This window comes from Nocardia sp. NPDC052001 (assembly GCF_040680615.1).
Classification (GTDB): Bacteria; Actinomycetota; Actinomycetes; order Mycobacteriales; family Mycobacteriaceae; genus Nocardia.
In genome coordinates, this window is record NZ_JBFAXC010000004.1 from 1 (window position 1) to 23634 (window position 23634).

23 protein-coding genes are annotated in these 23634 nt (G+C 66.8%); 5 read left to right on the forward strand and 18 right to left on the reverse strand.

What is annotated here, in order from left to right; all coding sequences use genetic code 11:
- Window positions 1-131: 131 nt before the first annotated feature.
- Both ald and AB0L82_RS20115 read right to left on the reverse strand, forming a co-directional pair.
- The gene (gene ald / locus AB0L82_RS20110; RefSeq protein WP_364638087.1) at window positions 132-1232 is read right to left on the reverse strand and encodes an alanine dehydrogenase; all 1101 of its coding nucleotides are present in this window, start codon (window positions 1230-1232) and stop codon (window positions 132-134) included.
- Window positions 1233-1289: 57 nt separating this feature from the next.
- Window positions 1290-2072: an MBL fold metallo-hydrolase gene (locus AB0L82_RS20115; protein ID WP_364638089.1), complete on the reverse strand. Its 783-nt coding sequence runs from the start codon at window positions 2070-2072 to the stop codon at window positions 1290-1292.
- A 71-nt stretch (window positions 2073-2143) separates the two neighbouring features.
- Between AB0L82_RS20115 and AB0L82_RS20120 the strand changes: the two genes are divergently transcribed.
- The 4 genes from AB0L82_RS20120 (at window position 2144) to AB0L82_RS20135 (ending at window position 4694) form a co-directional block, all read left to right on the forward strand.
- Entirely contained in the window at window positions 2144-3106 is a 963-nt protein-coding gene (locus AB0L82_RS20120) for a helix-turn-helix domain-containing protein (protein WP_364638092.1), read from the forward strand.
- Window positions 3103-3618, forward strand: a complete 516-nt coding sequence (locus tag AB0L82_RS20125; RefSeq protein WP_364638095.1) for a gamma carbonic anhydrase family protein — start codon at window positions 3103-3105, stop codon at window positions 3616-3618. Before AB0L82_RS20120 ends, AB0L82_RS20125 begins: the two co-directional genes overlap by 4 nt.
- Before the next feature lie 142 nt (window positions 3619-3760).
- Window positions 3761-3934 carry a hypothetical protein gene (locus tag AB0L82_RS20130; protein ID WP_364638098.1) on the forward strand — a complete coding sequence of 58 codons (174 nt, stop codon included), beginning with the start codon at window positions 3761-3763 and terminating at the stop codon, window positions 3932-3934.
- Between the two features lie 127 nt (window positions 3935-4061).
- Window positions 4062-4694 (forward strand): TetR/AcrR family transcriptional regulator, encoded by a 633-nt coding sequence (locus AB0L82_RS20135; protein ID WP_364638101.1) that lies wholly within the window; start codon window positions 4062-4064, stop codon window positions 4692-4694.
- A 2-nt stretch (window positions 4695-4696) separates the two neighbouring features.
- Here the strand turns inward: AB0L82_RS20135 and AB0L82_RS20140 are convergent, their stop codons facing one another.
- From AB0L82_RS20140 to AB0L82_RS20205, 14 genes are all read right to left on the reverse strand, one after another.
- Entirely contained in the window at window positions 4697-6031 is a 1335-nt protein-coding gene (locus AB0L82_RS20140) for an acyltransferase (protein ID WP_364638104.1), read from the reverse strand.
- Window positions 6028-6927: an SGNH/GDSL hydrolase family protein gene (locus AB0L82_RS20145; RefSeq protein WP_364638107.1), complete on the reverse strand. Its 900-nt coding sequence runs from the start codon at window positions 6925-6927 to the stop codon at window positions 6028-6030. Before AB0L82_RS20145 ends, AB0L82_RS20140 begins: the two co-directional genes overlap by 4 nt.
- An 11-nt stretch (window positions 6928-6938) precedes the next feature.
- A complete protein-coding gene (locus tag AB0L82_RS20150; RefSeq protein WP_364638110.1) occupies window positions 6939-7334 on the reverse strand; it encodes a hypothetical protein in 396 nt (131 codons plus the stop codon).
- Window positions 7335-7790: 456 nt separating this feature from the next.
- Window positions 7791-9290, reverse strand: coding sequence for an MFS transporter (locus tag AB0L82_RS20155; RefSeq protein WP_364638113.1), 1500 nt, complete (start codon window positions 9288-9290; stop codon window positions 7791-7793).
- Window positions 9291-9456: 166 nt separating this feature from the next.
- Entirely contained in the window at window positions 9457-10320 is an 864-nt protein-coding gene (locus AB0L82_RS20160; RefSeq protein ID WP_364638116.1) for a thioesterase family protein, read from the reverse strand.
- A gap of 70 nt (window positions 10321-10390) precedes the next feature.
- On the reverse strand, window positions 10391-11206 hold the full coding sequence (locus AB0L82_RS20165) for a MerR family transcriptional regulator (protein WP_364638119.1): 816 nt from the start codon (window positions 11204-11206) through the stop codon (window positions 10391-10393).
- Window positions 11207-11218: 12 nt separating this feature from the next.
- The gene (locus AB0L82_RS20170) at window positions 11219-12742 is read right to left on the reverse strand and encodes an NAD(P)/FAD-dependent oxidoreductase (RefSeq protein WP_364638122.1); all 1524 of its coding nucleotides are present in this window, start codon (window positions 12740-12742) and stop codon (window positions 11219-11221) included.
- Window positions 12739-13659 carry a ferritin-like domain-containing protein gene (locus tag AB0L82_RS20175; protein WP_364638125.1) on the reverse strand — a complete coding sequence of 307 codons (921 nt, stop codon included), beginning with the start codon at window positions 13657-13659 and terminating at the stop codon, window positions 12739-12741. Before AB0L82_RS20175 ends, AB0L82_RS20170 begins: the two co-directional genes overlap by 4 nt.
- A gap of 1 nt (window position 13660) precedes the next feature.
- A complete protein-coding gene (locus AB0L82_RS20180; RefSeq protein ID WP_364638128.1) occupies window positions 13661-14548 on the reverse strand; it encodes an SDR family NAD(P)-dependent oxidoreductase in 888 nt (295 codons plus the stop codon).
- Between the two features lie 2 nt (window positions 14549-14550).
- Window positions 14551-15546, reverse strand: coding sequence for an alpha/beta hydrolase (locus tag AB0L82_RS20185; protein WP_364638131.1), 996 nt, complete (start codon window positions 15544-15546; stop codon window positions 14551-14553).
- Between the two features lie 146 nt (window positions 15547-15692).
- A complete protein-coding gene (gene gndA / locus AB0L82_RS20190; RefSeq protein ID WP_364638134.1) occupies window positions 15693-17135 on the reverse strand; it encodes an NADP-dependent phosphogluconate dehydrogenase in 1443 nt (480 codons plus the stop codon).
- Between the two features lie 151 nt (window positions 17136-17286).
- The gene (locus AB0L82_RS20195) at window positions 17287-18591 is read right to left on the reverse strand and encodes a HAMP domain-containing sensor histidine kinase (protein WP_364640346.1); all 1305 of its coding nucleotides are present in this window, start codon (window positions 18589-18591) and stop codon (window positions 17287-17289) included.
- A complete protein-coding gene (locus AB0L82_RS20200) occupies window positions 18591-19277 on the reverse strand; it encodes a response regulator transcription factor (RefSeq protein WP_364638137.1) in 687 nt (228 codons plus the stop codon). The genes AB0L82_RS20195 and AB0L82_RS20200 overlap by 1 nt, the downstream gene beginning before the upstream one ends.
- A gap of 46 nt (window positions 19278-19323) precedes the next feature.
- Window positions 19324-20826: an alpha/beta hydrolase gene (locus AB0L82_RS20205; RefSeq protein ID WP_364638140.1), complete on the reverse strand. Its 1503-nt coding sequence runs from the start codon at window positions 20824-20826 to the stop codon at window positions 19324-19326.
- Window positions 20827-20961: 135 nt separating this feature from the next.
- Here AB0L82_RS20205 and AB0L82_RS20210 point away from each other — a divergent pair, with 135 nt between their 5' ends.
- Window positions 20962-21759: a DUF2470 domain-containing protein gene (locus tag AB0L82_RS20210; protein WP_364638143.1), complete on the forward strand. Its 798-nt coding sequence runs from the start codon at window positions 20962-20964 to the stop codon at window positions 21757-21759.
- Here AB0L82_RS20210 and AB0L82_RS20215 read toward each other — a convergent pair whose 3' ends face one another.
- Together AB0L82_RS20215 and AB0L82_RS20220 are read right to left on the reverse strand one after the other, a co-directional pair.
- Entirely contained in the window at window positions 21760-22551 is a 792-nt protein-coding gene (locus AB0L82_RS20215) for a hypothetical protein (protein ID WP_364638146.1), read from the reverse strand.
- Complete coding sequence (locus AB0L82_RS20220; RefSeq protein ID WP_364638149.1) at window positions 22548-23624, reverse strand: glycoside hydrolase family 43 protein; 1077 nt, start codon at window positions 23622-23624, stop codon at window positions 22548-22550. Before AB0L82_RS20220 ends, AB0L82_RS20215 begins: the two co-directional genes overlap by 4 nt.
- Window positions 23625-23634: the final 10 nt, after the last annotated feature.

A 23634-nucleotide genomic window follows, 5' to 3' on the forward strand; every position in this document is an offset into this window, starting at 1 on the left:
CCAATTTTTTTCCCTTACCCCATCTTTTTCTATTTTATAAACACCCCCCCCACTATTACTTCCATGTGTGGCCCCCCCCCCCTTATGGGGGGGGCGGCCCACCACTATACCCAACCCCGCGGTGATATCCGCTAGCTGCCGACCGGATGCAGGCCGTGTGCCGCCGCGACTTCCGGGGAGTACAGCTCACCCGCGTCGGCGGTGAGCCCCTGTGCCAGACCGTGATCGGCATCGCAGGCCGCGCGCCAGCCCCGATCCGCGATGGCGTGCACATACGGCAGGGTGGCATTGGTGAGCGCCACCGTGGCGGTATGCGGTACCGCGCCGGGCATATTCGCGACGCAGTAGAACAGCGAATTCGCCACCGGGAAGGTGGGTTTCGCATGGGTGGTGGGATGTGAGCTCTGGAAGCATCCGCCCTGATCGATGGCGATATCCACCAGCACCGAACCGGGCCGCATGAGCGCGACGAGGCTGTCCGGCACCAGTTTCGGCGCGCGAGCGCCCGGCACCAGCACCGAGCCGATCACCAGATCGGCGGCGGGAACGGCCTTTTCGACCTCGGCGGCATTGGAGCCGATGGTGGTGATGCGCCCGGCGAAGCGCGCGTCGAGTTCACGCAATCGCGCGATATTGGTGTCCAGCACCGTGACTCGCGCCCCCATGCCGACCGCGACGCTCGCGGCATTGACCCCGGCGACCCCGCCGCCGAGCACCACCACATCGGCGGGCCGCACCCCGGGAACCCCGCCGAGCAGCACCCCTTCCCCGCCCTGCGGTGACATCAGCTGGTACGCCCCGACCTGGGTGCCGAGTTTGCCCGCGACCTCACTCATGGGCGCGAGCAGGGGCAGCGACCCGTCCGCCGCGCGCACCGTCTCATAGGCGATGGCGGTGATTCCGGAGTTCAGAATCGCCTCGGTGCATTCCCGCGACGCCGCCAGATGCAGGAAGGTGAACAGCGTCTGCCCGCGCCGCATGCGCGAATACTCTTGGGCGATCGGTTCTTTCACCTTCAGGATGAGATCGGCGGCGGCCCAGATCTCATCCGCGGTGGGCAGCGTGCGCGCACCGACGCCGAGGTATTCGGCGTCCGGGAAACCGGAGCCGATCCCGGCCCCGGTTTCGATCAGCACCTCGTGTCCGCCGCGCACCAGCTCTCCGGCTCCGGCCGGGGCCAGCGCCACCCGGAATTCCTGCTCCTTGACTTCCTTCGGTACCCCGATTCGCATACCGCCATCGTGTCGCACGTACGGCCTCACCTGCGTGAACGCCACGAAGCGAATCGGCTAGCGGGCGGCGAGGGTGAGGGTTTCGCCCGGGGTGGGAATCCGGAGCTGATCCGCGCGGCCCGCGTAGGCGAAATTGCGGGCGAGGTAGTCCAGTGATTCGGAGAAGTGACCCCAGCCCTCACCGTGCACCGGCACGATGACCGCATCGCCGAGCGCCTTGGCGGCACGAACCGCACTGCGCCCGTTGAGGGTGACATCGCTGTCCCCGAAACGATCCACATTGGCCGCGCCCACGAACAGGATCGCGGTATCGATCCGCCCGATGCGATCGGCGATCTGCTGCACCAGGTCCACCGACGCGTTGTCGCCGGAGACATAGACGGTGGGCAGCCCCTCACCCTGCAGGACGAATCCGGTCACGACCCCGGAGAGCGCCTCCGCGCCTTCGGGCCCGTGCAGTGCGGGCACACCGGTCACGGTGACGTCGCCGATCCGCACCGATTCCCAATTCGCCAGTCCCTGAACACCTTCCAGGCGTCCGGCGGCATCGTTGGTGGACAGCACCCGCGCCACGGTGCCAAGGAATTCGCGCCCGGAGTTGTCCAGGTTGTCGGCGTGCTGATCGTGCGAGAGCAGCACCACGTCCACCGGCCCGACCTGCTCGACGGGGATGGCGGGACCGGTGAGCTTGTGCAGCGTGATCGGCCCGGGGTAGTCGCCGGGCGCGTCGAACGTCGGATCGGTCAACCAGGTGAGATTGCCGTAGCGCAACCGCACGGTGGGTCCGCCGATGTGCAGGATGTCGATGGTGGCGGTGGTGTTTTCGATCGTGTTCGTCATGAGAACGAGCTTGCTCCGCACGGGCAGCGCACAACAGTGGCCCGGAGGCCGCTTATCGATAAGATCGGGCCATGCGTTCCGTTGCGGTACTGGCGTTCGAGGGCATCAGCCCGTTCCACCTGTCGGTGCCGACCCTGGTGTTCGGCCGGGTCGGCGCGGGCGGTGACTCGTCGTACCGGGTGGACGTCTGCGCGGAACAACCCGGAATCCTCTCCACTCCAGCGGGTTTCGACATCATCGTGCAGCACGGCCTGGACACCCTGGAGCGCGCGGAGACGATCATCGTCCCGAGCTGGGAGCGCGATCGGCAGCTGACGGACCCCACCCGGGACGCGCTGCGCCGCGCGCACGCCAATGGCTCCCGCATCGTCGGCCTGTGCCTGGGCGCGTGGGCTATCGCCGCGAGCGGTCTGGCCGACGGCCGGGAGATCACCACGCACTGGTCCGCCGCCGACGAATTGGCCCGCGCCTATCCGGCCGTGCGGGTGCGCGCGGACAGCCTGTGGTCCGATCACGGTGATCTGATCACCTCCGCCGGCGTGGCCGCGGCCCTGGACTGCTGCCTGCATCTGGTGCGCACCGATCTCGGCAGCCGCCGGGCCACCGAACTGGCCCGCGCCCTGGTGCTGGCCCCGCACCGCAGCGGTTCCCAGGCCCAGTACATTCCGGTGGCCGTGCCCGAGGCGATGGATGACGACCCGCTCGAGCACGCCATGGTCTGGGCGCGAACACATCTCGACGAGCCGGTCGACCTCGACACCTGGGCCCGCACCGCCCTGATGTCCCGCCGCACCTTCACCCGCCGCTTCCGCGATCGCACCGGTTCCAGCCCGCAGCAGTGGTTGCTGCAACAGCGCCTGGACCGTGCCCGCCTGTTGCTGGAGTCCACCGACGACACCATGGATCGCATTGCCGCGGAGTCCGGTCTGGGCACCGCGGTCAATCTTCGCCACCATTTCCATCGCCAGTTGGGCACCAGCCCGGCGACCCACCGGACGCAGTTCCGGCGCACCGCCGTAAGTTCTCGATCATGAAGATTCAGCTCGGCGATAACGCGCCCCAGATCGACGAGAGCGCGTGGATCGCGCCCAATGCCACCGTGATCGGCCGGGTGAAGCTGGAAGCCGATGTGAGCGTGTGGTACTCGGCCGTGCTGCGCGGCGATCTCGAGGACATCTCCGTCGGCAAGGGTTCGAATATCCAGGACGGCTCGGTGCTGCATGCCGATCCCGGCTTCCCGTGCACGGTCGGAGCGGGGGTTTCGGTGGGGCACAACGCGATTCTGCACGGCTGCACCGTCGGCGATGATGTGCTGGTCGGCATGGGTGCGACCGTGCTCAACGGTGCGGTGATCGGTGCGGGCAGCCTGATCGCGGCGAACGCGCTGATTCCCGAGGGTGCGCAGATTCCGCCCGGGTCGTTGGTGGCGGGTGTGCCGGGCAAGGTGCGGCGTGAATTGGGTGAGGCCGAGCTGGATCGCATTCGGCTGAATGCGGCCGTGTACCTGCACAACACGAGCCTGCACCGCAACGGTCAAGAGGTGTGACTACAGGGGGTGTGTGATACCCCCCACACTGAACAAGCGACCATATGGCCCGCTGTTAGCATTCGTCGAAGCGTTCCCGGCGGCCCGGGCTGTGCCGCCGCTTGCCGGGTGCGTGCTGTGCGCTAGCAGGAGGTTTCAAACGGTGTTGTACGAGCAGAACGGTATACACCGACGGCCGATCAGCGTGGCCGATATCGCGGCCCAGCCGGGTGGCATCGAGGCATTACAGCGGCGAGTACACGAATTGCGTTCCAATGGAATCGATTTCGCCGCCAATGCGATCGAGCGCGAGATGAGCGCACTGAACGTCCAGTGACTGGACAGTAGGTTCACGGCGAGCGCCCGGTTGGCGTACCGCGATGCGATAATGCGGGTTGATCTTTCCCGCCACAGCCGTGGTCCCCGCAATGTCGCGGATGCCAACCGAATCGACTGGAGACTCGATGCCGTCCGTGCCCGCCATCCTGCAACGCATTCTGGAAAAGCCGCGGGCAGAAGGCGAACAGCTGCTGGAGAGCGCGCTCTCGGCCTTCCTGGATTTCGGCATCAAGCGAACCAGTATGGGCGAGATAGCCCGTCGCGCGGGCATCAGCCCCGCGACGCTGTACCGCCGCTTCGAATCCAAGAACGATCTGGTGGAGGCGGTGAGCGTGCGCGAGGCGCAGCAGTTCATCGCCGAGATCGATCAGCGCGTGCGCGAGGTCTCGCACAATGGCCAGGCCGGTGAGGAACAGCTGGTCGAGATCTTCGTCGCCTTCATCACCAATCTGGCCAATAACAAACTGCTGCAACGCCTGCTGCGCACCGAACCCGATGTGATCCTGCCCCGGCTCACCACCGAAGCCGGTCCGGTGCTGGCGGTCGGGCGCACCTATCTGGCCGAGAAGCTGCGCGGGCTACAGGAATCGGGCAGCGTCCCGGACTTCGACGCCGATCTGGTCGCCGAAGTCCTTGCCCGCCTGGGCCAGTCGCTGGCGCTCACCCCGGACGGGCTCATCCCGCTCGGCGATGAGCGCGCCGCGCGCGAGTTCGCACGGCGCACCATCCTGCCGATGATCGGCGTGCAACCCGCCTGAAATCACCCGGCCCGCACCGGTTTCGCGGTGGATCTGCCCGCGAACCGGCGCATGATCGGCACATCCACCAGGTGGTAGAGCAGCGCGCCCAGCGCGAGCGAGACCACCAGGCTCAGCAGGGAGAATCCGGCCCAGCCGAGGATGCCGAATTGTTTGCCGCCGATGAGATATCGGGTGATCACCACCATCACCGGCAACTGCACCAGGTAGAACGCGAAGGTGATGTTCCCCAGCCATACCAGCCTGGGATGCGAGGTGATCCCCTTGATGCCGTGCATATCCCGCGCGCCGAGGGTGGCGACCACCGCCGTCATGGGTGCGAGCATGAGCGCGGACATCTTGTAGTTGACCGGCACCACCCAGGTGGCGGCGTACGAGAGCGCCAGCACCAGCAGCGGCACCGTCAATCTGGTAGTGCGCCAGCGTCCTTCGAGCACCATGCGCGCGGCCAGCACGCCCAGGTAGAACTCCGGCAATCGCGAGGCCGGGAAGGTGTAGCTCAGCCAGTACGACGGTGAGACCGGAATATCGGGCTGGGCGAACCAGGCGGGCGAGGAGTGCAGTTCGTAGTACGGCGAAGTGTCACCCGGAACCAGGCGGGGCACAAAGATATTCGCGATCCCCTTGGGCCCGTCCGCCCACAGGTAGAACGCGGTGTGCAGCGCCAGCACGAACAGCACCAGCAGGCCCATCGCGAGCAGCAGTCGTCGCGAGGGAATCCGCCGGATCAGCGGCAGCGCCAGCGGGAAGCTCAGATAGAACAGCACCTCGGCCGCCAGCGACCAGGACGGCACATTGAGCCCGCCGACCATGGTCCATTTGGGCACCCAGGTGTGGATCAGCAGCAGATTCGGCGCCCACACCACCAGCCGGTGCAGCGGAACGCCCGCCGCCACAATGAAAGCCGCCGCCCCCAGCAGATGCGTGGGGTAGATCTTCAGCACCCGTCGCCGATAGAACCCGCGCACCGAATTCCCGGGCCGGAACGACCAGTAGATGATGAACCCGGACAGTACGAAGAAGAAGGTGACACCCGCCGCGCCCAACTGCATCGGAAACCACTGGTGGATGGTCCGGAACAGTTCGGACTTCTGGAACGGATACACCGGCAGGAATACCAGCGCGTGCACGGTGAATACCGCGCAGGCCGCCCACCAGCGCGCACCGGTCAGCGATGGCAGCGCCGGGCGCTCCCGATTCGCCCGGGCCGCAACGCTTTCCGATGCGTCGCCGGGTGTCGCGGCCGGCGGCCGCGCCGCAATGGCCGATGGTGGTGCGGACGCCGCCCGGGCGACCACGTCCTCCGCACCCGCGGCGAGTTCCGGTGAGGTGGTCATCGGCCGTACCTCTCGTAGACCGCGTTCGCGACGACCGCGTCACCGTGGGCGGAGGGATGGAATGGCAGGCCACCGATATCGGTGCGATAGTCCAGCACCCCGTTCAACCACGGGTCGGCCGAACACAATCCGTGGCCCAGCGTCGGGGTGCGGGTATCGAGGAAATCGATGCCAAGCAGGGCGGCCGCTTCCCGCTGTGCCCGATCGATGCGGTCGAGGTATTCGATCGCGGCCTCGCCACGCGGCTGAATGAAGGGCGCGACGCCGAAGAGGTTGATGCACACCGTGTTCTGACCGGAGGGGAACAGTTCCGGATAACCGACCAGCACGATGCGCGCGTTCGGCGCGTAGTACTTGATGTAGGTGACCACATTGCTGATGCGCTGGGCGAAGACGGCACCCGACACGCCGCGATAGTCGGTCATCCGGCCCTGTTCGGCCGCTTCCGGACCACACCCGTCGACCAGGTTGAGAATGCATTTCTGCAGCGACCACCACATGATCATGTCGGTGTCGCCCCAGCGATCGTTGAGCCCGATCTGCATGGTCACCAGTTTGGTGCGCGGCCCGAAAGCCCCTGCCTTATCCGCTTTTTGGGCTTCCATGGCGAGGGTGTAGCCGGGTGGTGTGTCGATCGAGGCCCCCGGACAGGATGCGTCCAGATAGTCGGCGGGCCGCATGAGCCCGACCAACTGCTGCGGCCAGGAGGTATCGCTGTGCACGCATTTGGCCTCCGCGGAGAGGAAGTCCCATTTATTGGCGGTGTACGAATCACCCAGCACCACAAGCTCTTTGCCCTCGGGCGCGGGATCGGCCGTCGCGAACCCGGTCCCGGTGACGACGGCGGTTGCCGCCATGGCGACGGCGCACAGCCAGCGCCCACTCCTGCCGAACAATTCCAGCTCCCTCAGTATCCGGCGCGCGGTTCGAACCCGGGCACGGCCAGGGTGGGGGGCGCGGGCTTCTCGACGGTTTGGGCGGGCAACTGCTGCACCGGTTTCGACGCGGGCGCGACGGGTTCGGGCGCGGGCGGCTGCGCGGGCACGACGGGTTGCGCGACCGGCGCTTCGGTCGGCGCGGGTGCGGGCACGGCGGTGCTCGCGGGTGCCGCGGTGCTCGCGGCCGCCGCGCTGGTCACCGGCGCGATGCTGGTCACCGGGGCCACCGCGGTCGAGGTTTCCCCCGCCGATTCGCCCGAATCGGCGCTGCCGCCGCAGGCGACCGCCCCGCCGATCACTGTGAACGCACCGATCACCGCCGCGATCGCGCGGAGGGTTGATCGGACTGGGGCATGAGACTTCATGGCAGACCCTCGAATCATGAACTGAAGTGTTCGCTATTCACTTGCGCGGAAGTGTACAAACCCGCACGCCCGCGCCGTCCCGATTCGAATAAACCCCCCGGCCCCCAGTTCCAGGGGCTCTGCGTCCATGGCAAACGCCGGTAGCGGATCCCTACTTCCGCTACCGGCGTCCTCTTGTCAGCGGCTGACGCCGCGGCAAGTCAGATATTGCCCACCGTTGCGGCGGCGCTACCCGTTGCACCGGCGGCGATGGCGCTGCCGGAGCACAGCCCCGCGAACAGAAGTGCCAGGAGCATTACGAAACCTTTCGAGCAGTGCGTGAATTTCGGAGTGTCTGATGAGGACTCTCGAAAAGTACTGCCCCGCAAGCGAACATCCGATACCCTGAGCGATTCTCCCGGTAACCTCCATGATGATCCCCAGTAATCTCTCAGGCCCCGGTTCGTCGATTCTGTGCTAGGTCGAGAACGGCGAACCCGCACCCTCGGCGCGGGTGCCGCTCTTGCGGCCGGTCGCGGCGAGCGGCAGCGCGATATCCTCGAGCGAGCGGCCTTCCGCGTCCACCGCCAGCGCCCGAGCCACCAGCCCGCCCGTGATCATGACCGCGGCGCCCAGCAGATAACCGATGGCCAGGCGGCCCGGATAGGAGCCGTCACCGATCAGCGCACCGTAGATGACCGGGCCGAGCGCGCCGAAACACTGTGCGATGGCGAAGAATACGGCGATCGCCTTGGCCCGCACCTCGAGCGGGAAGATCTCGCTCACGGTGAGGTAGGCGGCGCTGGCGCCGGCCGAGGCGAAGAAGAAGATGACGCACCAGCAGATGGTCTGGGTAATGGCGTTGAGGACGTCGGCGTAGAACAGTCCCGCCGAAATGGCCAGCAGCACGCCCGAGAGCAGATAGGTGCCCGAGATCATGGCGCGCCTGCCGATGGTGTCGAAGAGGTGTCCGATGGTCAACGGCCCCAAGAGATTGCCCACCGCGAAGGCGATCAGGTAGATCGGGGTGGATTCGGACGGGACACCGTAGAACTTGCCGAGCACGAGGGTGTAGGTGAAGAAGATCGAGTTGTACAGGAAGGACTGGCTGATCATCAGCGTGGCCCCGAGAATGGCGCGGCGCGGATATTCGCTGAACAGCACCCTGGTCAGGGCGACGAAGCCGATCTGGGTGGCCGGTTTGACCTCCATGGCCTTGGATTCGTCCACCGCCGGAAGCGTTTTCCCGGCGACCTCGACCTCGTGCTCGATTTCGGCGATGGATTTCTCGGCGGCTTCCGCGCGGCCGTGCATGATCTGCCAGCGCGGACTTTCCGGCAGATGCCGCCGCACCAGCAGAATCACCAATCCGAGCACCGGGCCGATCAGGAATCCCAGCCGCCAGCCCAGCGACAGGCTCATATGGTTGAGCAGAATGTAGGTGCCGATGGTGCCGATAATCGCTCCGGCCCAATAGGTTCCATTGACGGCGATATCGACCCGGCCGCGGTATCGCGCCGGAATCAATTCGTCGATGGCGGAATTGATGGCCGCGTATTCACCGCCGATGCCCATTCCGGCGATGAATCGGGTGAGGTACAGGAATGCCACCCAGCCCGCCCCGTTGCCCAGGGTGAACGCGGTGAGCCCGCTGCCGATCAGATAGATCGCGAGGGTCACCATGAAGAGATTGCGCCGCCCCAGCCGATCGGACAGATGCCCGAACAGCAACGCCCCCACCACTTCTCCGGCGAGGTATATCGTCGCGATCAAACCGACCGCCGCCGAGGACATATTGAGCGTTTCGGGTTTGGTCAGCGTATCGGCGACCGCGCTGGCGACGGTGATCTCCAGCCCGTCCAGCACCCACGCGACGCCGAGCGCCACCACCAGCCGGGTGTGAAACCTGGACCACGGCAACCGGTCTATCCGCGCCGGTACCAGTGTCCGCACCACCCCGTCCGCCACCTGAGCCATCCCGACCTCCAAGTCCGAACCCCGCAGAATCCCGACTACCCGGCCCAGGCCAGCGCAAACACCACACTGTCAATGACCGCACACCCGGGTGATCAAGTAGCAGGCCAGACCTTACCGGCGGGATAGCCGACAACCCGGCGATCCCGCCGCGGCGGGTGCGAACCGGTCAGTCCCGGGCGCGGACCTCGAGGATTTGCAGGGCGCGGCCGATGGGGCCCTGTTCGTCGTGCAGCACGGTGGAGCACATGCCCACGCCGTCCGGTCCGATGGAGGTGGCGACCGACAGTCCGATCCACTCGCTCACCGGGAGACGGAACAGATCCACGGTGAGATCGGTGTTGAGGAAGGTGTACTTCGCCGGATCGAGTTGCGCGCCAATGCCATTGGCGAGATCGGCGACCGCGAACACGGTGCCCAGCGGCGTCACCGGCTCACCATCGACGACCGCGCTGTGCGAGCGCACCCAAACATGGCGCGCCCCACCGGAATCCGGCAGTGCGCGAATATCGACGGTCCGCACATAGCCCACATCCCAGCCCGCCGGAATGTCCCAGCCGATCTGCGCGGATGGTGGAATCGGCGGTAGCGGGGCATCTGCGGTCAGCGCGACGCTCGCGGTATCGGTGGTCGCGATGCGCCAGGCGCTCGCCTTGGCCACCACCCGCCGGGTGCCGTCGGGCAGCAGCGCCGCGAGCTCGGCGGCGACCAGTTCGATGCGCTTGCCAGGCCGCTCGACCCAGGCCCGCACATCGATCTCCGCGACCGGAATCGGCCCGAGGATCTCCATGGTCAGGCGGGTGACCCGCATCCCCTCACGGGGCGCGCACCGCTCCACCGCCCGAGCCAGCAGGGCCGAGGGCGGCGCACCGTGCTGCATGGTGTGCGCCCAGACGCTCACCGTGGATTCGGTGGCCAGGTACCGCTCGTACCCGCCCTCGACGGGTCCGACCGGTACGAAGTACGCGGGTGTTGCCACTCGATCGCCGGTCTCCGCCGCGTCGGTCCAGGTCGTCTCGCTCACTTGGCTCACCGAGCCAAACTACCAACCCGTTTGATTCGCTAATCACCCCTGGCGGTCGGGCGCGGGCGCACCCGCGAACTCAGTCCAGCGGTTTGGGTGTGCCGCGCTGTTCGGCGGCGGTTTCCAGGTACGCGCCGAGCTCGGATTGCAGTACGCGATCCAGGGCCTGCGCGAGGCTGGTCTGCACCGCGGTGACACCCAATTCGCGCAGGTGGTTGAGCATTTTGGTGAGGGCGGCGACCTCGGCGTCGGTATCGGGCAGCCAGCCGGGACCGTGGTCGGCGACGATCTGGTCCTTCGCCGAGACGACCATGAGCCGGGCGATGTCCTCCACGCGCTTGACCACCGCGGCGTAGACGTCGATCAGTCCGGTGAGCCCGTACCCGTAGCCGTGCAGTGCCGCGAAGGTCGCCAGCAGTTCGGGCTGGGTGAATTCGATGGTTTCCTCGTGCAGCCGGGCCAGCCCGACCTCGGCGAGGCGGTCCAGTTCCTCGGCGGTGACGGGCGCGGTATCGCCCTCACCGAGGAAACTGTCCATGAGTTCGCGCGGAACCTCCAGGGGCTCTTCGGTTTTGCCCCAGGTGGCGGTGACGGCCTGCTGGAGTCCGAGCACTTCGGACAGATCCTTGCCGGTCTCCCAGCTGGTGATGAAATCGCCGATGTGCGCGGTGGTGAACCCGCGTTGCAGCAGCGCGTCGATGATCTTGAGCCGCGCCAGATGCGAATCGTCGTAGATCAGGGCGCGGCCCGCTCGCCGCGTGGGCGTGGTGAGCAGGCCGCGTTCCTGATAGGCGCGCACATTGCGGCTGGTGGTCCCGGCGGCGCGGGCGAGATCATCGATGCGGTAGTCCGCCATCCTGGTCTCGCCCTCCCCGTTTCCCGATAGCCGGTCCATGTCGTGTCGACATTAGCCGAGCGAGACGGCGATTCCACGGTCGGCACCCGGGGCGCGCGCGGCGTCCCTGGGGGTGAGGACGTAATCGCCGAGGTCGACGCGGGCGAGCTGTCGCACGTACTGGGTACCGAAGCCCGGATACATGGTGGCGTTGAAGCCGTCCTCGGTGAGATACCAGCTGCTGCAACCGGAATTCCAGGTGGTGGACTCCAATCGCCGCTGAATCCCCGCGTTGTACGCGTCCTGCCGATCGCGCCGCACCTCGAGCATGCGCAGATCGCGGTCGAGCAGCAGGCCGATGGCATCGGTCAGATATTCGATCTGCGCCTCCATGTACACCAGCGCCGAATTGTGCCCCGGCCCGGAGTTGGGGCCGAAGGTCAGGAACAGATTCGGATAGCCCTCGACCGCCACACTCTTGAAAGCGTAAGCGCCCCTGCTCCATTCGTCCCCGAGCACGCGTCCGTCGCGGCCGGTGATCGGAATCGGCGCACCAGCCTTGGAGATATCGAATCCGGTGGCGAAGACGATGGCGTCGAACTGATGCTCGATACCCTCGGCGGTGCGAATCCCCTTCGGGGACAGCTGCGCGATGGGCCAGGTGACCAGCTTGCAGTTGTCCTTCTGCAAGGCCGGGTAGTAGTCGTTGCTGATGAGCAGCCGCTTGCAGCCCGCCCGGAAATCCGGGGTGAGCTGCCGCCGCATCCACGGATCACTCACCTGGGACCGCAAGTGCAGCAGTGCGACCCGTTCCACCACCCGGGTGAGCGGGGTATTCCACACCACGCCCAGCGCCACCGATTCATGCCCCCAGAACCAGGCGTCGCGCGCCAGCTTCTGCGTGATCGGAGCCTGCCGGTACAGCTGCCGGGTCACGGCATTGGTGCGCCGGTTCACCCGCGGCAGCACCCAGCCGGGCGTGCGCTGGAAGACCTTCACCGAGGCGGCCTTGTCCACCAGCTCCGGAATGATCTGCACCGCACTGGCTCCGGTGCCGACTACGGCGACCTTCTTACCGGTGAAGTCGTAGTCGTGATCCCAGCGCGCGCTGTGGATCTTGTGACCCTCGTAGTCGTCGATGCCCGGGATATTCGGCAGGCTGGCATTGGAGAGCGGACCCGAGGCCACGACGACGCTGCGCGCCTTGACCTTTCGCCGCCCCTTGGTGAACGACAGCTCCCACAGCCCGGTCATCTCGTCGAATTCCAGCCCGGTGACGGTATGTTCGAACCGAATGCTCGGCCCGATACCGAACTCCGCCACCATGGATTCGATGTACCCGAGGATCTCACCGCTACCGGAGTAGGTGTGCGACCAATCCGGGTTGGGCGCGAACGCGTACGAGTACAGCCGCGACGGAATATCGCACGCCGCACCGGGATAGGTGTTGTCCCGCCAGGTCCCGCCGACCCGGGTGTCGCGCTCGAAGATCGCGAAATCCGTGATCCCCTTCTGCCGCAAGCGGATAGCCGCGCCGATACCCGCGAACCCCGCCCCGATGATCGCCACATCCAGTGGCTTGCTCGCCGCGCTCATGCGACGGGCTCGTAGGTGAGTTCCTTGGACCAGGTCGGCTGGGCTCCGAGGAAGCGTTCGGGAATGCGCGAGGTCACCTTGACCATCGCATCGGCGAACAGGTGGTACGGGTGGTCGCGGTTGATCACCCAGTTGGCGTGCATTTTGACGATTCGGTACATGGGCACGCGATTGGCGATCGGCGCGCGCTCCCCGACCGAGCGGAAGCGGCGCATGGCGGCGTACAGCTTCTCCTCGTCCACGCCCATTTCGACGATATTGTCGCGCATCTTGTTCAACAGCGGCACATAGCTGAGCACACCGACGATGAACGACGGTTTGGCCCAGCCGCCCACCAGATCGATGGCGAGCTTGCGCGCGGTGGAATGCCCGAGCAACTCCATCACCGCGTAATCGGTTGCCAGATGCCGGGATTCGTCGGCATTGATCTTCTTGAAGACCTCCTGCGCGACCGGATCGTCGATCTCATCGGTGATGAATTTGATCAGCGCGCCGTCCAGCGCCACCTCGAGCATGGGAATCACGGTGCCCAGGAACGAGAGCGACATATCGTCGGCATGCTTGTCCAGGAAGTCGATCACCAGCTTGACATTGATATTCGGCTCCGGGATCTCATCCCCGTCGAGCATGCCCCAGCGCCGCATCAGCGCCAGTTCGGCATTGGCGTGCCGCTGCTCCTCGGCATGGAAGTACTTGTAGATCTGCTTGAGCGTCTCGGTCGGGGCCTTCTGCGCCATGGCCGCGAAGCCGCGCGCGCCAACATTCTCGATCCACATGAGATCGGCCATGAACGGCTTGAGTTTGGCGTGCAGCTCGGGCTCGATGAGCTCGGCTCCCGGTGCGTCCCATTCGATATCAGCCAGCGCCCACTGTTTGGACGCGATCTTGCCGAGCATATTGTCGAAGTCGAAAGGCATGTCAGACTCCTGTCTTGACGGATGCGGCGACCGAATCATTCTGCGGCAGAACACGGTTCAGTACGCCGAGGGCATGGGTGTATACGGCCGGGAAGGTGCGCTTGAGCAGCCAGACCGCATGCGCGTCCAGCTGCGGCAGCACATAGAGGCGGCCGTGATCGTGGGCGTCGAGGGTGGTGCGCGCGACGCGTTCGGGCGAGAAACCGGTCCAACGCATCAGCTCGTCCGCCAGTCGTGAAGAGGCCGAACCGATTCGGCCGTCCCGCACCACATTGGTCTTGACGAAGGTCGGGCACAGTACGGTGACCGCGATACCGCTGCCGGAGAGTTCGGCGGCCAGGGTTTCGGACAGGGACATGACCCCGGCCTTGGACACGTTGTAGACGGCCATCCCCGGCGCGGCGGCGAAGCCCGCGGCGGAGGCGACATTGATGATGCCGCCGTGCCCGGCGGTGCGCAGCAGCGGTGCGAAGACCTCGCAGCCGTGCACCACACCCCACAGGTTGATGCCGAGCGCCCATTCCCAGTCGTCGAAGCCGATGCCGCCCACCGGTTTTCCGCCGATGCCGACACCGGCGTTATTGATCACCAGGGTGGGCGGTCCGCCGAAGACCAGTTGGGCGTGGGTGGCCAGACTCTCCACATCCTCGCGTCGGGACACATCGCAGAACACCGCGTGCGCGGCTCGGCCATGCGTGCGCCGAATCAATTCGACCGTCTCGTCGGCGCGATCCTTGTCGATATCGGCACAGAGCACTTCACCACCGCGAGAGGCGATTTCGAGCGCGAAGGCGCGCCCGATACCGCTGCCCGCGCCGGTGACCACGGCCTTGGCATCGTGCGTGCGGCGCGGCCCGAAGACCGGCAGCACACTGTCGAGAATTCCCATGATCAGCTCGCTTTCGCCTGGAGTCGCGCCTGTTCCAGCGCCGCGTGGATGAACTGCCGGGTGCGCCGCAGCGCGTCCGCCGCCTCGGGCACCAGCAGCGGGAGCGCCTGGAAGACGTGAATGCGACCGGGCCAGAGTTCGAGTTCGCAACTCACACCGGCGGCCGTTGCCATGGCGTGCAGATGCCGCGCGTCATCGGCGAGCATCTCCCCCGCGCTGGATTGCACCAGCAGCGGCGGCAGTGTCGCACCGTCCGGGATGGTCAACCGCAGCCGCGGCGAATCTTGCTGCTGCCCTTCGGTATAGAGCTCGATCAGACGGCGGCCCACCGGCGCCGGAGCCATGGGATCCGCGAGCTTGCGATCCCGGACCTCGGCGAGGGTCAGCGTGAGATCCATGACCGGGGAGTACATGAAAACCCCCGCGGGCTGCGCGATTTCGCCGCGCAGATTCTGCAGCAGCAGATCCAGCGCCAGATGTCCGCCCGCCGAATCCCCGCCGATCACCAGATCCTGTGCGCGGTAACCATTGTCGAGCAGCCACCGGTATCCGGCCTCGACATCGTCGGCCGCGGCCGGGAACCGATGTTCGGGCGCGAGCCGGTAATCGATCAGGAAGACCGGCAGCCCGGTGATTTTCGACAGCCGCGAGGCCAGCCCGCGATGTGTGCGCGCCGAGCACACCACATAGCCGCTGCCGTGAATGTAGTAGATGGCCCTATCGCCCTGGGCGACCCCGGCCGCGCGGACCCATTCGCCGCGCACCGCGCCCGATCGCACCGGGGTGACCCGGGTGCCCGGCAATACCGGCCCGAAGGCCGCCATCACCCCGGCGATCAGTCCGCGTCCCGCCGCGATGCCCACCCGATTGGGTGGCAGCAGTCCATTGATCCGTCGCAGGCCGACCACCGACGCCGATGCCGCCAGCCGCGCTTGTCGCGAGGCCGCCACGGGTACCACCGCCGATCCGAAGGTCGCCATTGACCCTGTTCTCGTCATGTCGCAAGAATCATCCACCAATGCGCCAGTTGTCAATGGCACATTCAGAACAGGCTTTTATCGACTTGGAAACGACCAGCTCAGGGCATAGAAAAAGCGGAGCCCGGATCGGGAAGACCCGGGCTCCGCTCTAGACGAGACGGGCTTTACGCCTCGATTTCGCTGCGGTCACCGCTCCACAGCGTGTGGAACTTGCCGGGGCCGTCGATGCGCTCGTAGGTGTGCGCACCGAAGAAGTCGCGCTGACCCTGGGTCAGCGCGGCCGGGAGACGCTCGGCGCGCAGGGCGTCGTAGTACGACAGCGAGGACGCGAACGCCGGAACCGGAATGCCGAGCAGGGTCGCGGTGGCGACCACGCGCCGCCAGCTGTCGATGGCGGTCTCGATGGCCTCGCGGAAGTACGGGGCCAGGATCAGGCTCGGCAGCTCCGGGTTCTCGTCGTACGCCTCCTTGATGCGATTCAGGAAGCGGGCGCGAATGATGCAGCCACCGCGCCAGATGGTGGCCAGATCGCCGGGGTGCAGATCCCAATTGTATTCGGCGCTACCGGCTTCGATCTGATCGAAGCCCTGCGCGTACGCCACGATCTTGGAGGCGTACAGCGCCTGCCGGATGGCCTCGGTGAATTCGGCTACGTCCGTGGGCTTTTCGGCGAGCTGACCCGAGGCCAGTCCGACGGCGGCCTTGCGCTGGGCGCGCGAGCCGGACAGCGCGCGGGCGAACACCGCCTCGGCGATACCGGTGACGGGCACACCGAGATCCAGGGCGGACTTGACCGTCCAGCGGCCGGTGCCCTTCTGCTCGGCGGCGTCGACGATCACATCGACCAGCGGCTTACCGGTCTTGGCGTCGACCTGGTTGAGCACCTCGGCGGTGATCTCGACCAGGTAGCTCTCCAGTTCACCGGAGTTCCAGTCGGTGAACACATCCGCGATCTGCTTGGCGTCGAAGCCGAGGGCATCGCGGAACAGGTTGTACGCCTCGCCGATGAGCTGCATATCGGCGTATTCGATACCGTTGTGCACCATCTTGACGAAGTGGCCGGAGCCGTCCGGGCCGATATGGGTGCAGCACGGCGTGCCATCGACCTGTGCCGCAATGGATTCCAGCATCGGGCCGAGCGATTCGTAGGATTCCTTCGGCCCGCCGGGCATGATGGCCGGACCGTTCAGCGCGCCCTCCTCACCACCGGAGATGCCCGCGCCGACGAAGTTCAGCCCGCGCGCGGCCATGGCCGCCTCGCGCCGAATGGTGTCGGTGTACAGCGCGTTACCACCGTCGATGATGATGTCGCCGGGCTCCATGGCCGCGGCCAGTTCCTCGATGACGGCATCGGTGGGGTCGCCCGCCTTGACCATGATGAGCACGCGGCGCGGCTTCTCCAGGGCGGCGACGAATTCCTCGACGGTCTCGGTGCGCACGAAATCGCCGTCGCCGCCGTGCGCCTCGAGCAGGGCGTCGGTCTTGCCGATGCTGCGGTTGTGCAGCGCGACCGTGTAGCCGTTGCGTGCGAAGTTGCGGGCGATATTGCTACCCATGACCGCGAGTCCGGTGACGCCGATCTGGGCGCGCGCTGTAGAGGTCGCCATGAAACAGCCTCTCTCCATTCGACAGATGTAGTTGCGTGGCCGCACGAACCGGGTTCGTCGGCGGCACCCCGAAAACGTGCGGAACGCCTGACCTTTTCTACCGCACGCCCGATTCGCCATTCAGCGCGGATACAGGCGACCGCGCCGAGGGTCAGCCGGGCGCGGGCAGCTCGAAGCCGACTTCCGCTCCGCCGCCGGGATTGTCGGCCGCGAAGACGGTGCCGCCGTGCGCGGTGACGATGTCGTGCACGATGGCCAGGCCCAGTCCGGAGCCGGGGGTGGCGCGGGTGCGATCGGCCCGGTAGAAGCGATCGAACACCGCGCGCTGGGCGGCCGGATCGATACCGGGACCGTGATCGCGCACACTTACCCGGGTGCGGTGAATCACCAGTTCGACATCGGTATCGGCCGGGCTGTACTTGGTGGCGTTGTCGAGCAGATTGTCGACGCAGCGGGCCAGGGCGTGCGGTCCCGCGGTCACCGTGGCCGGATCGTCCGGGCGCACGGTGATGGTGCGCTCGGTGCGGCGGCGGAAGCGCTGTGCGCACTCCTCGGCGAGTTCGGCGAGACTCACCTCGCTCGCGGGTTCGGCGGTGTGCTGATCGGTGGCCAGTTCCACGAGTTCGGCGACGAGCGCGTCCAGCGCCTTGGCCTCCTGAACCAGGGTGGTGAGCACCTTGGCCTCATCCTCGGGACCGAGCCGGCCGCGGGCGCGCTGGAGCAGTTCGGCGCTGCCGCGCACCGAGGTCAACGGTGTGCGCAGTTCATGGCTGGCGTCCTCGACCAGCCGCTGCTGCTGTGCGCGCGAGACGCGCAGTGCGGCGAGCATGGAATTGAAGTTCCGGGTGAGCTCACCGACCTCATCGCGGCCCGCGTCCGGAAGCACGGTGGACAGATCCCGGGTGGTCGTAATCCTTTGCGTCGCATCGGCGAGACGGCGCATGGGACGCAGTATGCGGCCGATGGCCAGCCAGCTGATCAGCGCCGCCGCCACGACCGCTATCGAGGTGAGTGAGGCTGTGCTCCACAGGAACTCATTGTCGACGCGGGTGACCTCGTCATAGTTCTGGCCCACCATGACCGCGCCGCCACCGGCTCGGCCGTGGGTGAGCACCCCGTAGGTGGTATCGCCGATATCGACATCGGTCTCATTGCTGCCCTTGCCCGCACGCGCGATCTCCCGATCCAAATCGTTGACCGGCAAGGGATTCCGGCCCGGGGTGAGCGGCTTGACGGTCCCGTCCGGGAGCAGCAGCTGTTCGGTCATATCCGGGCGCTCGGGCAGTTCCGCACCCGAATCCAGCAGTGCCAGCACCACATCCGCCCGATCGGCGAGTCCGCGATCGACCTGTGCGGCGACCAGCGGTGACACACTGCGGTACGCCATGACCAGGGTGGTCAGAATGGCGGCCACCGTCACGATGACCGCCACCAGGGTGAGCCGGGCCCGCAACATCACGCGGTCTTGACGACGTAGCCGACATTGCGGACGGTCTGGATGAGCCGGGGCTCGCCGCCCTCCTCGGTCTTGCGGCGCAGGTAGCCGATATACACATCCAGCGAACGGGATTCGGTGTCGAAGTCGAAACCCCAGATGTGCTCGTAGATCTGGCCGCGGGACAGCACCACCCGCTGATTGCGCAGCAGTAGTTCCAGCACATCGAATTCGGTGCGGGTCAGATCGAGAAGTCTTGCGCCCCGGTGCACTTCACGCGTCGCGGGATCGAGGGTCAGATCTCCGGCGGAGAGCAGCGCGGACGCGGGCTCATCAAGTGCGCTGCGGCGCAGCAGCGCGCGCAGCCGGGCCAGCAGTTCCTCGGTGTCGAACGGTTTGGCCAGATAGTCGTCGGCTCCGGCGTCCAGGCCCGCGACCCGGTCGCCGACCTGATGCCGTGCGGTGAGCACCAGGATCGGCAGCCGGTCGCCCCTGCGGCGCAGTGCCCGGCACAGCGAGAGACCGTCCATGCGGGGCATCGCCACATCCACCACCGCCAGATCGGGACGATCGGCCTCCAGCGTCGCGAGCGCGGTCAGGCCGTCGTCGGCCAGCAGCACCCGGTAGCCCTCGAACCGCAGGAGCTGGTCCAGGGTGCTGCGTACATTCGGATCGTCCTCGACCACGAGCACCGTCGCGCTAGTCATCGGCTCAGTCTGGTCGGCGGTGGTCGCGGTCATGGATTCCGGCCTGTCAGTTCGTGACCGGGGCCACGGCGATGGGCGGGACCGCCGCGATGCAGGCGGTGTCGCCGGGCTTGCCGTTGCGGACGAAATCGGCGATCACACCGACCACGCAGCCGCTGGGCTCCAGGTCCGGGACGTGCCCGGTGTTCGGCACCGAGATGAAGGTGGCGTCGGCGAACTTGGCGGCCACGAGCTTGCCGTTGGCATCCGGGGTGATGGCGTCGAGATCGCCGGAGATGACCAGGACGGGCACCTTCGGCAGGGCGGTGCGCACCTGATCGGGGCGCTGGTGATCCTTGATACCGGGCCAGTTGATGCACGCGTCACCGCCGTCACGCTGTCCGGCGGCGAAGCCCTGCGGGCTGAACGCCCCGAACGCGCCGGGGGTACCCGCCTGGGCGAGTGCATCGCGGTACTGCTGTTCGCGCTGCGGCAGCGCGGCGTCCCGGGACCACAGCGGCGCGTAGTCGTTGCAGGCCACGGTGATATAGAGGCCGATGTTCTCGTAGCCGTCCTCGGCCGTGGTCAGTTTGGTGAATTCGATGAGGCCGCTGTCATCGCCGCGCACGGCCGCGTGCAGGGCGGCGGGCAGCATGCCCAGCGGGGTCATGGCCTGCGGGTCCGCGCCGACATTGCTGGTGGCGGATTCGAACACCAGGCTGGCGAGCTTGGCCTCGTCGAGCTGGATGACGCCCTTGCCCTGGACGGTGAGCGGCTTGTCCCGCAGGCGAGCGGCCACGGCGGTCAGGTCGTTGACGGCGGTATTGCCGTCGCACACCCGGCTGCGCTCGCAGATGCGTTGCAGTGCAAGGGAAACCGCTTGGGCATTGGGCCGCTGCATCGAATCGGTGTCATGCGGGTACGCACCCGAGAGCACCATCGACTGCACATGCTCGGGATGCCGCTGGGCGTAGATCGGCAGCAGGTACGTGCCGTAGGAGATGCCGTACGGAATCACCTTGTCGATGCCGAGCTGCGCACGGACCGCGTCGAAGTCGTCGACGGTGGCGGCCGAGGTGTAGCCCTCCGCCTTCGGGCCGAGCTCCTGGGCACAGCGCGCGACGGCCTGCCGCTGCTGTTCGCGGGTGCCCAACTGGTATTCGTCCTCGCTCACACCGCATTTCACCGGATTGGACACTCCGGTTCCGCGCGGGTCGATCAGCAATACGTCGTACTGATTCAGCAGTCCGGCCGCCACCTTGGACGCGTCCTCGGCATGCCCGATCATCGGCACGCCCGGACCACCCGGGTTCGGCAGGATGGTGCCCGCCGCCGCACCGCCCGCGCTGTGCTTGATGCGGGCGTATCCGACATCGATGGTGCCCAGGTCGGGTTTGCCCTCCACCAGCGGTCGTTGCACCACACCACAATCCACCGCGTAACCCTCGACGGTCGGGCACCACGGCGTGGCCGCGGTGGCCTCCCGCGCATCGCCGCAGCCGGTGACCAATCCGGCCAGTACGGCCGCTGCCAGCCCGAATCCCATTATCGATCGCACTCCGGCGCGCATACCGGGCTCCCTCCGCACTCTCACCCGGTGTGTCCGGGCGACTGAGGTAATCGTGCGGGCCCTCCCGCAAAGCCTTTTCAAACAAACGTCAAAGCGAGGTAAGAATCCGCGGCGGGTGACGCGTAGCCTGTGAACGTGCCTCTCGACCACGGTGATCCCGGTGACGCCCCCTCGACTCCCCCGCCGCTGACGGCAGTGTTGAACGAACAGCGGCCGTCCCCGGCCGAGGAGACCAGAAGCGTTGTGGCGGCGACGAATACCGCGACCCTGGCCTCGCTGAGCAGCGATGGCGGGCCGTGGGCGTCCTTCGTCACCTACGGACTGCTCGAGGGTCAGCCGGTGCTGTGCGTATCGCGCTTGGCCGAGCACGGGCGCAATCTCGCCGGTGATCCGCGCGCCAGCCTGTCGATCGTGACGCCCGATCTGCCGACCGATCCGCTGGCCGGTTCCCGGGTGACCCTGGCGGGCCGGGTCGAACAGCCGACGGGCGCGGAGGCCGCCGCCGCACGTGAAGCGCATCTGGCCGCCGTGCCGTCGGCCAAGTACTACATAGACTTCAGCGATTTCACCGTGTGGGTGCTGCGGGTGGAGCGGGTGCGCTGGGTCGGCGGTTACGGTCGCATGGATTCCGCGAGCAGCGCGGACTACGCCGCCGCGCGCCCCGATCCGATTGTGTCCGTTGCCGGTCGGGCCATCACGCATCTCAACGACGATCACGCGGACGCGCTGCTGGATATGGCCAAGGCGCGCGGCGGCTATCCCGATGCCACGGCCGCGGTCTGCGAGCGCGCCGACCGCTACGGCCTCGATCTGCGCGTCACCACCCCGCGCGGTATCGCGGTGACCCGCGTGGGCTACCTCGCGCCCATCGATACGATCGGTGAACTGCGTTCGGCGACAGTCGAATTGACGCGACTGTCGCGCGAGGGGTGATCAGCTCAGATCGTTGATGCAGTAACCCTCCGGGCCGATGGCGGTCTTGAACAGCATCGGCTGGGTGACCCCGGACGAATTCGTCACCGGCACGGTGACATCGACATCGGAGATGCCGGTGGGCTGGGTGCTGAACTCACCGAATCCGGTGGTGCCGGTGAGCCTTCCGGGATTGTTCGACAGCACCGATCCGGGGCACACCAGCGGGTACTTGCCCTCGATATCGTTCACATCGACCGGTTTGCCGACCCAGCGGGACAGGTAGCGCTGCACGGTATATCGCGCATCGGCCTCATTGAAGGTGTTGACGGTGCCGTTCGCGGCGACGCGCGGGCAGGCGTAGCCGGAGCCGATCTCACTGCGCTTGGCGCTGACGGTCAGCGCCGGCCCGGTCCAGATCGCGGCGAATTGCCCGTCGACGCCCGGCTGTGCGACGGCCGCGAGGATTCCGTCCCTGTCGGCGTACATATTTCGCGCGTTCTGCGGTTCGATGGTCCAGCATTTGCGCACCAGCTGATCCATATCGCCCGCCAGCAGGTTCCGAATGAACGGCCGCAGGGCCCTGGCCGCGGCCTGATAGCCGGGAACCTCGCCGATCGTCACCTCCGGATCGGCCGCGACGCTCGACTGCACCGCCGAGGCGGACGAATTCTGTTGCGGTAGTGCGGCTATCGACTGCGAGGTCTGCGAGGAATGTCCCGAATGCTCATCCGATCCCCCGCAACCGGTCAGCAGCGCGGCCAGCGCGACGGCGGCCAGCCCGAACGAACCCAACGCTCCGCGTGTGCTCATCTTCCCGATGCTAGTGCTTCGTCACCGACCGCGATGGGGGCATCGGGACCAAGAGCCATGCCGAATTGTGGACGGCCGTCCGGGGCGAAGGCCATCGGCTGGGCGCGCACGCTCCGGCCCGCCCAGCCGGTGCCGGGATCGAGCCGGGCGTGATAGGTGATCCACTGCCGGTCACCGACGGTGAAGAAACCGTTGTGCCCGGGCGCGATCGAGCCGGGACCGCCGGGCAGGATGGGACCGCCGGATTTGGTCCACGCGGCCGGATTCATCGGATCGCCGCCTGCGGCCAGGCGTAGCAGCCCGAGCCGGTAGCTGTCATCGAAACTGGCATTGGCGGAGAAGGTTACGTAGAGGGTGCCGTCCGGAGCGAACAGCGGCTGTGGCGCTTCATTGATGAGCAGATTCGCGTCATTGGGGACGGTCTCCCAGTCGGCGGCAGGGGTCGAGATCACCACGGATTCGCCGATGGGCGTCAGCGGATCCGACATGCGGATGGCGCAGATCTGCTGTACGAGTTCGTTTTCCGGGTCCAGGCAGGACCACAGGAAATAGCCCTGTTTCTTATAGGGCAGGTAGACCCCGTCGATGGCGACGCCGCCGGGCAGATCCATCGGGCCGAGATAGTCGTACGGACCGGCCGGATCATCGCCGGCCGAGCGCAGCGCGTACATCCGGTGCGACTGATGGCTGTCGTTCTCCTGGCCCGCGTAGTAGATCCACCAGCGATCGCCGATGTGCTGTAGCTCCGGAGCCCAGATCTTGGTGCACGCGGGGGCCGGACAATCCGGATGCCGCCACACCACCGCCGGTTCAGCGTCGCCCAATCCGCCGAGGGTGTCCGAGCTGCGGATGACGATATTGTCGCCGTTGTAGAAATCGCCCTGCACCAGGTGGAATCGCCCCTGGTAGTAGGCGATGCTCGGATCCGCGCCCGCACCCAGGATGGGATTGGTGAACTCCTCGCGATGCGGACCGTAGGCCGCGGCGTGGGTCGGCGATAACACCGGGCCGAGGATCGCGACGCAGATCAGTCCCGCCATTGCCCGCCAGCCCGCCACGACCACCTCCAGCACCTATGAAGAA